This is a genomic window from Pseudomonas sp. FP453 (assembly GCF_030687495.1).
Taxonomy (GTDB): domain Bacteria; phylum Pseudomonadota; class Gammaproteobacteria; order Pseudomonadales; family Pseudomonadaceae; genus Aquipseudomonas.
Window position 1 is genome coordinate 570,374 of record NZ_CP117435.1, and the last position, 11,494, is coordinate 581,867.

The window sequence follows — 11,494 nt, forward strand, 5'->3', positions numbered from 1 at the left end:
GAATGACGAACGAGAGGGCTAACCTTCTTGCGTGGGTAATGGAATGTTGCAACGTCTGTTCTGGAAACTGCTGCCCAAACAGCAGCGGGCTTTTTTGCTGGGGCGTTTGTCGGTGGTGGATCGGCAGGCGGTCAACAAGTCCATGTCGGCACTGACCGTCCTTCCGCCCGCTTTTGTCAAACATGCCTGTGTGTTCATTCATGTTCCCAAGTGCGCGGGCAGCAGTGTCTGTTCGGTCCTGCTGGATGGGCGCTGGCCGGGGCATTTGCCGTACCACTGGTATGAGCAGCAATTCCCCGGGCATTGCGCCGACAGCTTCAAGTTCGCTTTCGTGCGCGACCCGCTGGAGCGTGCCTACTCGGCGTACACCTATTTGCGCGGCAACAGTATGGGTAGCCGGGATCGGGAAGCCCAGGCGCTGGTCTGTGGCTATCGCGACTTTGACCACTTCGTTGCCGGCTGGCTGCACCCGGACAACCTGCGCCGGCAACTGCACTTTGCCCCGCAGACCGACTTTCTGGTGGATCATCTGGGGCGCATGTCCATGGATTTTCTGGGGCGCCAGGAGCACTTGCAGCGGGATTTTCGCAGCGTGTGCGAACACCTCGGGCTGAATGCCGCGCTGCCCCATCTCAATGTTTCCCTTGAGCGCCGCAGCGAGCCGGTCAGGGACTTTTGTTCCTCGCGCACGCGCCGTTTGGTGAGGCGCGCCTATCAGCGCGATTACGAGGTCCTGGGTTATGAATAATTCGTCGCTGTCCAGCGCCATCGCCGACGTGCGCCCCTTTGCCCTGTCGCTGACCGTGGCCGCCCGCGCCGCGCTCAAGCACCAGCAACCTTGTTGCCTGTGGCTGACGGGGTTGTCCGGTTCGGGCAAGTCGACCCTGGCCAATGCGCTGGAAGTACAGCTCAACGAGCAGGGCCGGCACACCTTCGTGCTGGATGGCGACAACGTGCGCGCCGGGTTGTGCAGCGACCTGGGCATGGGCGTGGTGGCGCGCAAGGAAAACATCCGGCGCATCGGCGAAGTGGCGCGGCTGATGGTGGACGCGGGGCTGATCGTGATCGTGTCGGCGATCTCGCCGTTCAGCGCCGACCGCGAGACGGCGCGGGCGCTGTTCGGGCCGGGGCAGTTTTTCGAGGTGTATGTCAGTACGCCGCTGGCGATCTGTGTGCGCCGCGATCCCAAGGGCCTGTACCGGGCGGCGCTGGATGGGCGCATCAAGGACTTCACCGGGCTCGACAGCCCCTATGAAGCCCCTCGGCAGGCCGACTGCGAAATCAACACCGATGAGGTCGAATTGGCGGAAGCCGTGGCGCACATCCTGGCGGTTTTGTTTAAAAAGTGAGCAGTTGCGCGGCCGGATGTCTTACAGATAAAGCTCTCGGACAAGGCGGCGCTCACCCTGTGCTAATATCGCGCCCCTGTTCATTTTGTATGTGGGTTGCTCCATGAAGTTGTCCATGCCGCGATTCGATCAAGCCCCTGTCTTGGTGGTCGGCGATGTCATGCTCGACCGTTACTGGCATGGTGGTACCTCACGGATTTCCCCTGAGGCGCCGGTACCGGTAGTCAAGGTCGAGCAAATCGAAGACCGCCCAGGCGGCGCTGCCAACGTTGCCCTCAATATTGCCGCCCTCGGCGCCCCGGCCTCCCTGGTCGGCGTGACCGGTGACGACGAAGCCGCCGACAGCCTGGCCAACAGCCTGCGCGGTGCCGGCGTGCGCGCGCTGTTCCAGCGCATCGCCCATCAGCCGACCATCGTCAAGCTGCGGGTCATGAGTCGTCACCAGCAATTGCTGCGGATCGATTTTGAAGAACCCTTCGCCACCGATGCCCTGGCCCTCAGCGGTCAGGTCGATGAGTTGCTCGAAGGTATCAAGGTGCTGGTGTTGTCCGACTACGGCAAAGGCGCGTTGAAGAACCACCAGGCGCTGATCCAGGCCGCCAAGGCCAAGGGCATTCCGGTGCTGGCCGACCCCAAGGGCAAGGACTTCTCGATTTATCGCGGCGCCAGCCTGATCACGCCGAACCTCAGCGAGTTCGAAGCCATCGTCGGCGGTTGTGCCGACGAGCACGAATTGGTGAGCAAAGGCGCGGCGCTGATGGCCGACCTCGACCTCGGCGCCTTGCTGGTGACCCGTGGCGAGCATGGCATGACCCTGTTGCGCCCGGATCATCCGGCGATGCACCTGCCGGCCCGTGCCCGTGAAGTGTTCGACGTCACCGGCGCCGGTGACACGGTGATTTCCACCCTGGCCGCCTCGATTGCGGCTGGCGAAGAACTGCCCCACGCCGTGGCCCTGGCCAACCTGGCCGCGGGCATCGTGGTGGGCAAGTTGGGTACCGCGGCCATCAGCGCGCCGGAACTGCGCCGCGCGATCCAGCGTTCCGAAGGTTCGGAGCGCGGCGTGCTGGGGATCGAGCAATTGCTGCTGGCCATTGACGATGCCCGTGCCCACAACGAAAGCATTGTGTTCACCAACGGCTGCTTCGACATCCTGCATGCCGGCCACGTGACCTATCTGGAACAGGCGCGCGCCCAAGGCGATCGCCTGATCGTGGCGGTCAACGACGACGCCTCGGTCAGCCGCCTGAAAGGCCCTGGCCGCCCGATCAACAGCGTTGACCGGCGCATGGCCGTGCTGGCTGGCCTGGGCGCAGTGGACTGGGTGATCAGCTTTGCCGAAGGCACCCCGGAAAACCTGCTGGCCCAGGTCAAGCCCGACGTGCTGGTCAAGGGCGGCGACTACTCCGTCGACCAGGTGGTCGGTGCCGACATCGTCAGCGCCTACGGCGGCACCGTCAAAGTGTTGGGATTGGTTGAAAACAGCTCGACCACGGCCATTGTCGAGAAGATCCGCAACAATGAGTAAGTGTGTCCTGATTACCGGCGGTGCGGGCTTTATCGGCTCGCACCTGGTCGATGCATTGCTGGCCAAGGGTTACGGCGTGCGCGTGCTGGACAACCTGTCCACCGGCAAGCGCAGCAACCTGGCGCTGGACAACCCGCGCGTCGAACTGCTGGAAGGCGACGTGGCCGACGCCGAGCTGGTGGCGCGTGCCGCGGTCGGCACGGTGGCGGTGGTTCATCTGGCTGCGGTGGCTTCGGTGCAGGCGTCGGTGGATGATCCGGTCAGCACGCACCAGAGCAATTTTGTCGGCACCCTGAATGTGTGCGAAGCGATGCGCAAGGCGGGCGTGAAACGCGTGGTCTTCGCCTCCAGCGCGGCGGTGTACGGCAACAACGGCGAGGGCGCTTCGATTGACGAAGAGACCACCAAGGCGCCGTTGACACCGTATGCGTCCGACAAGCTGGCCGGCGAACACTACTTTGATTTCTACCGCCGCCAGCATGGCCTGGAGCCGGTGATTTTCCGCTTCTTCAATATCTTCGGCCCGCGCCAGGACCCGTCCTCGCCGTACTCCGGGGTAATCAGCATCTTCAGCGAGCGCGTGCAGCAGGGCGTGCCGATTGCCGTGTTTGGCGATGGCGAGCAGACCCGTGACTTCATGTACGTGGAAGACCTGGTCGACGTGCTGGTGCAAGCCATTGAAGCGCCGGACGCACCGTTGGGCGCGATCAATGTGGGCTGGAATCGCACCACGACGCTCAAGCAGGTGTTGCAGGCGCTGGAAGAGATTGTCGGCAAGTTGCCGGCAGTGACTTACGGCCCGGCGCGTTCTGGGGATATTCGCCACTCGCGGGCGAATAATCAGCGGTTGTTGGCGAGCTTCAAGTTGCCTGAGCCAACCCCGCTGAAGGTCGGCCTGGAACGCTTGCTTAAAGGCTGACGCAATCACCAATGTGGGAGCGGGCTTGTGTGGGAGCTGGCTTGCCTGCGATGGCATCGCTTCGGTCTATCTGACACACCGAGGTGTCTGCATCGCAGGCAAGCCAGCTCCCACATAAGCCCGCTCCACAGTCGACTTTCATCAGGCCTTGGCTTTCTTCTTCGGCGTTATCTTGCGCAGCACCCGCTGTGCCAGGCGCTTCAACTTCGACTCTTTCTCCGGCTCCGCCAAGCCCTGCTGGCGCAGCCAGTCCTTCCAGCGAATCCGCTCTTCACGCACCAGCCAGCCTTCCTGCTGGGCGAAGCTTTCCGCCAGGTACAACCCGCGCGTACTGGCCGGGTACAGCTGATCTTTCTTCACCGTATACAGCTCGGCCAATGGCTGCCCATCTTTCAACGGCATCAGGTACAGGTCCGGGCGCTGGCGGTCGAGGCGTGCCACCAACTGGTCGCCTTCCAGGCGTTCGTCCACATGGAACAGGCTCAGGGACTTGGCTTCCTTCGGCACTTCCAGGCGCAAGTCATAGATCAGTTGCAGCGATGCGGTGGGCAGGTGCACATAGGCCCGTGGGCGTTCGATCAACTGGGTGGTGGCGCAGCGCACCGGGCGCGCGGCGCCGGATAGCGGGCTGAGGCGAAACGGCAGGGCTTCGCGATAATGCAGCGCGGCGGAGTAGGGCGCCGGCAGCCAGGTGTCGTTGAAGCGCCCGCCCAGCCAGCCTTCGGGCGTCTCCAGCAGGCACTCTTCGGCGATTTCCTGGATTGCGGTGTGCAGCGGCAGGTTCAGCTCGTGGGCCGGCACGTAGCCGGAGATCAGCTTGAGCACCACGTCGCCACGGTCCTGGCGGCGCTGGCGCACCAGCACCCAGTAATCCTTGTTCTGCCAATGCAGGGTCAGGCGCACCGACACGCCGAGGTTCGCCAGTTCCAGCACGAAACGCTCGGGGTCGGCCACCTCCACCGGCTTGCGCCGTTGCAGGGTCTGGGCGAAGTTGAGCGGCATGCCGACGCTCTGGTAGTTCAGGCCTTCGGGGGTGGCTTCGACGTGCAGCGGCAGTGTCTTGAAGTTGCTGGGGTTTTTTCTAATGAGCGTGCGCGGCATGTCGGCTCCTTCTTGCGACGGGGTCGGCCGCGTCGGCGGCATCAGAGTTGACGGATGACCCGGGCAGCGGTCGCCACGTTATGGGCCAGGTGCAGCGGATTGATGGTCCCGACAATAGCACTGGCAACGCCGGTTTGCGCAAACAACAAGATGAAACTGGCGTGTATTGGATCCATTCCAGGTTCGAGGCAAACGTGGCCACTGGCCAGGGCTTTCTTCACGAGGATACCCTTGCCATGGGCCGCCGCATAATCAATGACGGCTTTCTCGGCCTGTTCGTTCAAATTGTAGGTGACCATCGCGCAATCACCCCGTTCCAGAGCCTTCACGCCGCCTTCGACGGTTTTGCCGGAAAAGCCGAAACCGCGAATCTTGCCCTCTTGTTTCAACTCGGCCAGGGTCTGGTAGACCTCGCACTCGTTGAGGATGTGCAGGTCGTTGCCGTCGGAATGCACCAGCACCAGGTCGATAAAATCCGTTTCCAGTCGTTTCAAGCTGCGTTCAATCGACAGGCGCGTGTGGGCGGCGCTGAAGTCGTGGCGGGACACACCATTGTCGAATTCTTCGCCGACCTTGCTGACAATCACCCAGTCCTGGCGCTGGCCGCGCAGCAGCGGGCCGAGGCGCTCCTCGCTCATGCCATAGGCCGGCGCGGTGTCGATCAGGTTGATCCCCAGCTCGCGGGCCTGGCGCAGCAGCATGCGCGCGGCATCGTCATCGGGGATCTGGAAGCCATTGGGGTACTTCACCCCTTGGTCACGGCCCAGCTTGACGGTGCCCAGGCCCAGCGGCGAGACCAGCAGGCCGGTGCTGCCCAATGGGCGATGCAAATCGTGCAGGGTTGGCAGGCTCATGGCAGCAGTTGCTCCCAGGCGGGTACGCCGATGGCGGGTTTGGGCAATTCGGGCAAGGGTTCGCTTGCGCTTGGGCGAATGCCGTCGCGTTCGAGGGCGTTGATCACGCGATCGGCGAAATCCGGCGCCAAGGCCAGCTTGGTTGGCCAGCCGACCAGCAGGCGACCGTCCTCAAAGACAAAGGCGTTGTCGGGGCGGCTCAGGCCGGTTTGCAGGGGTTCGGCACGGTCCACTCGCAGCGTGGCCCATTGGGTCTGGCTCATGTCGATCCACGGCAGTAACTGCGCCAGCTCTTTTTGCGCCGTGGCGATCTGTTCTTCAGGCGTACGCGCCACGCCATCGGCCTCGGCAATATCGCCGCCCATGTACCACACCCAGTTGCCATCGGCAGCCGGGTGCGTGGTGACGGTGATGCGCGGCTTGGTGCCGCCACCCAGGCAGTGGGCGTATAGCGGCTTCAGGCCGGGGCCTTTGGCGATGATCATGTGCAACGGGCGTTTTTGCATCGCCGGCTTGCTCAGGCCCAGGGCGGTCAGCAAGTCTGCCGTGCCGCCACCAGCGCTCAATACGATGCGTTGGGCGTGGATCGCGCGGCCATCGACCGTCAAGCCCACCAGCTTGTTGCCTTCCAGCAGCGGGGCGATGTGCTGCCCGGCGAGCAGGCCGTCGCCGGCCAATTGCGCGAGGCGTTCGATCAGGCTTGGCACATCCACCACCAGCTCGGCCAGGCGATAGACCTTGCCCTTGAAGCGGCGGTCTTGCAGGGCCGGTGGCAGGTCGTCGCCCTTGACCTGATCGACACGCCCGCGCACGGCCTTGCTGGCGAAGAAGCTGGTGAGGTTGCCGGCGAGGGTGCCGGGGGACCACAGGTAATGGGCTTCGGACAACAGGCGCACGCCCGTCAGGTCCAGCTCGCCGTTGCCCGCCAAGGCTTCGCGCCAGCGACGCGGCATGTCGGCGATGGCTTCGGAGGCGCCGGTGAGGGCGCCGTGCAGGGCGTACTTCGCACCGCCGTGAATGATCCCCTGGGACTTCACGCTTTGCCCGCCACCCAGGGTGGCGCTTTCCACCAACACCGTGGAAAACCCCTGGCGGCGCAGGCGCGCATTCAGCCAGAGGCCGGCAACCCCGGCGCCGACAATCAGAACGTCGGTGGAAATAACGGATGGCATGGGCGACCTCAGTGTTCAAGACAAGAGGCGCAGTATACAGGCTGTTGCGTGGCGGTCAGTGCCCGGCGGTTTTCGAGAACAGCTGGATCACCACCACGCCCAGCACAATCAGGCCCATGCCAAGCATCGCTGGCAGGTCGAGTTTCTGCCCGTAGATAAACAGCGCCGCGATGCTCACCATAACGATGCCCATCCCCGCCCACACCGCGTAGGCCACGCCCACCGGCACGGTGCGCACCACCAGGGTCAGCATCCAGAAGGCGACGCCGTAGCCGACGATCACCAGCGCCAGGGGAATCGGCGTGCTCCAGCCCTTGATGGCTTTCATGGAAACGGTGGCGATCACTTCCGAGCAGATGGCGATGGCCAAGTAGTAGTAGGCAGGGTTCATGGGGTAATCCTCGGTGTGAAGCGCTTTTGATAAGGTCGGCATTTTAGGGCTTTATCAGATGGGGTAAAGTCATTACCTATCCGAATCAGAGATGGGTTAAGCCATGAGCGTGCAATGGAACCTGGACCAGATGCGCCTGTTTGTCAGCGTTGCCGAGCAGCGTTCGTTTTCGGCGGTGGCGCGGGGGCAGCGCAAGGCGCAGTCGGCGGTGAGCAATGGCATTGCGCTGCTGGAAGCCGACCTGGGCGTGAGCCTGTTCGAGCGTAGCAGCGGCCGCCAGCCACGCCTGACCGAAGCCGGCACGGTGTTGCTGGAAGAAGCGCGGGAAGTGCTGCGCCAGTGCGAGCGCCTCAACGGCCGGGCGCTGTCGTTGCTGCGCGGCGAAGAAGCCTGCCTGCGCCTGGCTCAGGATGAAGCGATGTTGTATCAGCCGGTGCTCGACAGCCTGGACGCCCTGGCCGGGCAATTTCCCAATCTGGAAGTACAGATTTCCAGCGCCGCTCAAGGCGATGTCGCACGCAAGCTGGTGGAGCGCAAGGCCGACCTGGGCATGTTGTTCTATCACGATCAAATCCCCGAAGCGTTGGAGCGGCGGGTGGTGGGCAGTGTGGAGATGGTCACCGTGTGCGGGCGCAATCATCCGTTGGCCCGGCAAAAAACCGTGGATTGCCAGGGCCTGGCGCAGTATCGCCAGTTGCTGATGTCGACCCAGACCAGCGTCTACCCCGGCAGCGAAGCCGCCAGCCCGCAGGTGTGGCGCGCCGACAGCTTCTACGTGCTGGCCGAATGGCTGACCCGTGGCCTCGGCTGGGCCTGGTTGCCCCGGCATGTGGTGCAGTACCCGACCTATCAGAACCAGATGGTCGAATTGGACAGCGAATGGACCCCGCCAGCGCTGGTGGTGGAACTGGTGTGGCGGCGCGACGAACCCCTCGGCCCGGCCGCGCGTTTTCTGGCGGAACGTTTTGCCGAGTGCCTACGCGCGATTGACTGAAAAAGCCGATAAACTCCGCCGCCATGAATAGAACTCTCTATAGCTGTCTGTTTTACCTGGCGCTGCCGTTGGTGGCTTTACGTCTGTGGCTGCGCGCGCGCAAGGCGCCGGCCTATGCCAAGCGGGTCAGCGAGCGCTTTTCGTATGGCTTGCCGGTGTTGCAGCCGGGCGGGATCTGGGTGCACGCGGTGTCGGTGGGCGAGAGCATCGCCGCCGCGCCGATGGTACGTGGGTTGCTGGAGCGTTATCCGACGCTGCCGATCACCGTCACCTGCATGACGCCCACCGGTTCCGAGCGGATCCAGGCGTTGTTCGCCAATGAGCCGCGCGTCCAGCACTGCTACCTGCCCTATGACTTGCCGTGCGCGGCCAGGCGTTTTCTTGATCGCGTGCAGCCGAAACTGGCGGTGATCATGGAGACCGAACTGTGGCCCAACCATATCCACGCCTGCGCCCAGCGCGGGATTCCCGTGGCGCTGGCCAATGGGCGGTTGTCGGCACGCTCGGCCAAGGGCTACGGGCGCTTCGCCAAGCTGACGGCGCCGATGCTGGCTGAGATGAGCCTGCTCGCGGTGCAGACCGAGACTGAAGCCGAGCGTTTCCGCAGCCTGGGAGCGCGTGCTGAAACCGTCGACGTCACCGGCTCGATCAAGTTCGACCTGACCATCGACCCCGAACTGCCAAGGCGCGCCGCTGCGTTGCGCGAGCAATGGGGCGCCACGGAGCGCCCGGTGTGGATCGCTGCCAGCACCCATGAAGGTGAAGATGAAGTGGTGCTGGCGGCTCATCGGCAATTGCTCGATAGCTATCCCAATGCACTGCTGATCCTGGTGCCGCGCCATCAGGAGCGTTTCGGGCCGATGTTCGAGCTGTGTGGGCAGCAAGGCTTCGCTGCGGTACGTCGCTCCACGGGCGAGCCGGTTACCGCGCAAACCTCGGTGTTGCTCGGCGACACCATGGGCGAATTGCTGTTTCTGTATGCCTTGGCCGACAGTGCCTTTGTCGGCGGCAGCCTGGTAGCGACCGGTGGGCACAATCCGCTGGAGCCGGCGGCGTTGGCAAAACCGGTGATCATGGGGCCGCACGTGTTCAACTTCCTCGAAATCACCGCGATGATGCGGGATGCCGGGGCGTTGCGGCAGGTGGATGATGCGCAAGGGTTGGCCGAGGCTGTGCGCCAGTTGTTCGAGCTGCCGCAGGATGCGCGCAGGATGGGGCAGGCGGGATTGACGGTGATGCAGGCTAATCAAGGCGCATTGAAGCGTTTGCTGGATGGCTTGGGCAAACTCATCACCCACTGACAACAGAGGTCAAATGTGGGAGCGGGCTTGCCTGCGATAGCATCACCTCGGTAGGTCTGATGTACCGAGGCGCCTGCATCGCAGGCAAGCCAGCTCCCACATGGGTTATGCGGTGTGCTTAGTAACTTGGACGGGCCTTTAGCTGCTCAGCCGCAGCCTTGGCCAGATCCGGCGGCAGGAAATCCCGGTCTGGGTTGTAGTCCGCCTTCAGATACCGCGCCAACTCCTGCAAATCCCCCGGGTTCAACGTCCCCGCCGCCTGCTTCAAGCGCAGGTTGTCGAGGATGTAGTCATATCGGCTGTTGTTGTAATTGCGCACCGACGAATACAGCTGGCGTTGTGAATCCAGCACATCGACGATGTTGCGCGTCCCCACCTGATAACCGATTTCCGTGGCTTCCACCGCGCTCTGGTTGGAGATGATCGACTGGCGGCGCGCCTGTACCTGTTCCACGTCGGTGTTCACCGCGCGGTGCAGGTTGCGCGTGTTTTCCACCACCTGGCGGCGCAGGCCTTCGCGTTGCTGCTCGGTCTGGTCCAGGCGTGAGTAGGATTCGCGCACTTGCGAGCTGGTCAGGCCGCCGCTGTACAGCGGGATGTTCAGGCGCAGGCCGACGGTGCGTTGTTCCACATCGCCACGGTACGGCGTGCCAAAGGCATTCGGGTTGCTGAAACCGAGGGCGTCGTTGTCGCCTCGTTCGTACTGCGCCACGGCGTCGAGGGTCGGCGCGTGGCCGGCCTTGCGTTGCTTGAGGGTTTCTTCGGCGGCCGTCACCGCGAAGTTGCTGGCCAGCAGGTTGAGGTTCTGGCGGCCGGCGGTGTCGACCCAGGACTTGGCGTCGTTCGGCAGCGGCGGCAGCACTGGCAGGCTGTGGACGATGCCCTGGATCGAGTTGTATTGGCGATTGGTCAGGGTGATCAGCGCTTCGAACGCGTCTTCCACCTGGCGCTGGGCGAGGATGCGGTTGGCGCGGGCGGTGTCGTAGCTGGCCTGGGATTGCAGCACGTCGGTCTTGTCCGACAGGCCGACGTCGAAGCGTTCGTTGGATTGGTCCAACTGGCGCTTGAAGGCATTTTCTTCGGCCTTGGTGGAGGCCAGGTTGTCCTGGGCACGCAGCACGGCGAAGTAGTTTTCGGCGCTTTGCAGGATCAGGTTCTGTTCGGTGGCCGACAGTTGCAGGGCGGCCTGCTCGTTGACGGCTTCGGCGGCTTGCAGCTGGAACCAGCGGTCGGCGCGGAACAGCGGCTGACTCAGGGTCGCGCGCCAGGAATGCGCGTCGCGATTGGCGGTGCCGGCGGGCTGTGCGAGCTGGGTGCGCACGTTGTTGCTGTCGGCACCGGCCGACAGGTTCGGCAGCAAGCCGGCGCGGGCCTGGGGCACCACTTCCTTTTGTGCGCCGTATTGGGCGCGGGCGGCGGCCAGGTCGGCGTTGTTGTTCACCGCTTCCTGGTAGACGCTGACCAAGTCAGTGTTGGCGGACAAGGGCGCTTCTGCTGCCCAAACCATTCCATTGGTCGCACAAGACACGGCAAGAGCCAGTGAGAGTTTGCGCAGCATGAGGCGTTCCCTAGATTGAATATTACGGCGATAATTTAGCGCCCAAGGCTAAGGCTGGCCAATCCTGGCGTCAAGCCTTGAGGCAGTCCCCGAGTGTAGTGGCGCGATCACTGCACAACAATCCTGCAATTGCGCCATTCATCACGCTGAATGCACCGCTATTGGCAATTTGCCCACGCCATGGTCTAGACTGGCCGCGTTCTTGTCGGGGTGCCTTGTTGGAAGGCTGAGATCGGTAAATACCGGATCCCGTTGAACCTGATCAGGTTAGCGCCTGCGTAGGGAACAAGATTTCTCGTCACCCGGCGAGTCCTCTTGTGCTTCGTC

Annotated in this window: 11 protein-coding genes and 1 riboswitch; of the genes, 6 read left to right on the plus strand and 5 right to left on the minus strand. The window is 63.5% G+C overall.

Translation table 11 applies throughout. The annotated features are described in order from the left end of the window. Positions 1–43 precede the first annotated feature (43 nt). From PSH87_RS02465 to PSH87_RS02480, 4 genes are all read left to right on the plus strand, one after another. Positions 44–748 (plus strand): sulfotransferase family 2 domain-containing protein, encoded by a 705-nt coding sequence (locus PSH87_RS02465; RefSeq protein WP_017734921.1) that lies wholly within the window; start codon positions 44–46, stop codon positions 746–748. Continuing rightward, entirely contained in the window at positions 741–1,349 is a 609-nt protein-coding gene (gene cysC / locus PSH87_RS02470; RefSeq protein WP_305432365.1) for an adenylyl-sulfate kinase, read from the plus strand. The genes PSH87_RS02465 and cysC overlap by 8 nt, the downstream gene beginning before the upstream one ends. A gap of 103 nt (positions 1,350–1,452) precedes the next feature. Continuing rightward, entirely contained in the window at positions 1,453–2,877 is a 1,425-nt protein-coding gene (hldE, locus tag PSH87_RS02475; protein ID WP_026136549.1) for a bifunctional D-glycero-beta-D-manno-heptose-7-phosphate kinase/D-glycero-beta-D-manno-heptose 1-phosphate adenylyltransferase HldE, read from the plus strand. After that, positions 2,870–3,796 carry an NAD-dependent epimerase/dehydratase family protein gene (locus tag PSH87_RS02480; protein WP_305432366.1) on the plus strand — a complete coding sequence of 309 codons (927 nt, stop codon included), beginning with the start codon at positions 2,870–2,872 and terminating at the stop codon, positions 3,794–3,796. Before hldE ends, PSH87_RS02480 begins: the two co-directional genes overlap by 8 nt. A 141-nt stretch (positions 3,797–3,937) precedes the next feature. On the opposite strand, the gene PSH87_RS02485 is transcribed toward PSH87_RS02480, so the two are convergent. Genes PSH87_RS02485 through PSH87_RS02500 form a run of 4 tightly spaced genes read right to left on the minus strand, consistent with a single transcriptional unit; the run spans position 3,938 to position 7,314 of the window. Further along, a complete protein-coding gene (locus PSH87_RS02485; protein ID WP_017734926.1) occupies positions 3,938–4,897 on the minus strand; it encodes a hypothetical protein in 960 nt (319 codons plus the stop codon). A gap of 41 nt (positions 4,898–4,938) precedes the next feature. Beyond that, positions 4,939–5,751: an aldo/keto reductase gene (locus PSH87_RS02490; protein WP_305432368.1), complete on the minus strand. Its 813-nt coding sequence runs from the start codon at positions 5,749–5,751 to the stop codon at positions 4,939–4,941. Continuing rightward, the gene (locus PSH87_RS02495) at positions 5,748–6,923 is read right to left on the minus strand and encodes an FAD-binding oxidoreductase (protein WP_305432370.1); all 1,176 of its coding nucleotides are present in this window, start codon (positions 6,921–6,923) and stop codon (positions 5,748–5,750) included. The genes PSH87_RS02490 and PSH87_RS02495 overlap by 4 nt, the downstream gene beginning before the upstream one ends. A gap of 55 nt (positions 6,924–6,978) precedes the next feature. Continuing rightward, positions 6,979–7,314, minus strand: a complete 336-nt coding sequence (locus PSH87_RS02500) for a multidrug efflux SMR transporter (RefSeq protein ID WP_017734929.1) — start codon at positions 7,312–7,314, stop codon at positions 6,979–6,981. Positions 7,315–7,417: 103 nt separating this feature from the next. On the opposite strand from PSH87_RS02500, the gene PSH87_RS02505 reads away from it, so the two are divergent. Then, complete coding sequence (locus PSH87_RS02505) at positions 7,418–8,308, plus strand: LysR family transcriptional regulator (RefSeq protein ID WP_305432371.1); 891 nt, start codon at positions 7,418–7,420, stop codon at positions 8,306–8,308. Between the two features lie 23 nt (positions 8,309–8,331). Further along, positions 8,332–9,609 carry a lipid IV(A) 3-deoxy-D-manno-octulosonic acid transferase gene (waaA, locus tag PSH87_RS02510; RefSeq protein ID WP_305432372.1) on the plus strand — a complete coding sequence of 426 codons (1,278 nt, stop codon included), beginning with the start codon at positions 8,332–8,334 and terminating at the stop codon, positions 9,607–9,609. A gap of 118 nt (positions 9,610–9,727) precedes the next feature. Here the strand turns inward: waaA and PSH87_RS02515 are convergent, their stop codons facing one another. After that, the gene (locus tag PSH87_RS02515) at positions 9,728–11,167 is read right to left on the minus strand and encodes a TolC family outer membrane protein (protein ID WP_026136551.1); all 1,440 of its coding nucleotides are present in this window, start codon (positions 11,165–11,167) and stop codon (positions 9,728–9,730) included. A gap of 196 nt (positions 11,168–11,363) precedes the next feature. After that, positions 11,364–11,469: riboswitch (TPP riboswitch) on the plus strand. Positions 11,470–11,494: the final 25 nt, after the last annotated feature.

Coding starts and splice junctions, on each gene's coding strand:
- PSH87_RS02505 (WP_305432371.1), top strand. CDS start 7,418: ATGAGCGTGCAATGGAACCTGGACCAGATGCGCCTGTTTGTCAGCGTT.
- PSH87_RS02495 (WP_305432370.1), bottom strand. CDS start 6,923: ATGCCATCCGTTATTTCCACCGACGTTCTGATTGTCGGCGCCGGGGTT.
- PSH87_RS02485 (WP_017734926.1), bottom strand. CDS start 4,897: ATGCCGCGCACGCTCATTAGAAAAAACCCCAGCAACTTCAAGACACTG.
- hldE (WP_026136549.1), top strand. CDS start 1,453: ATGAAGTTGTCCATGCCGCGATTCGATCAAGCCCCTGTCTTGGTGGTC.
- cysC (WP_305432365.1), top strand. CDS start 741: ATGAATAATTCGTCGCTGTCCAGCGCCATCGCCGACGTGCGCCCCTTT.
- waaA (WP_305432372.1), top strand. CDS start 8,332: ATGAATAGAACTCTCTATAGCTGTCTGTTTTACCTGGCGCTGCCGTTG.
- PSH87_RS02490 (WP_305432368.1), bottom strand. CDS start 5,751: ATGAGCCTGCCAACCCTGCACGATTTGCATCGCCCATTGGGCAGCACC.
- PSH87_RS02500 (WP_017734929.1), bottom strand. CDS start 7,314: ATGAACCCTGCCTACTACTACTTGGCCATCGCCATCTGCTCGGAAGTG.
- PSH87_RS02515 (WP_026136551.1), bottom strand. CDS start 11,167: ATGCTGCGCAAACTCTCACTGGCTCTTGCCGTGTCTTGTGCGACCAAT.
- PSH87_RS02465 (WP_017734921.1), top strand. CDS start 44: ATGTTGCAACGTCTGTTCTGGAAACTGCTGCCCAAACAGCAGCGGGCT.
- PSH87_RS02480 (WP_305432366.1), top strand. CDS start 2,870: ATGAGTAAGTGTGTCCTGATTACCGGCGGTGCGGGCTTTATCGGCTCG.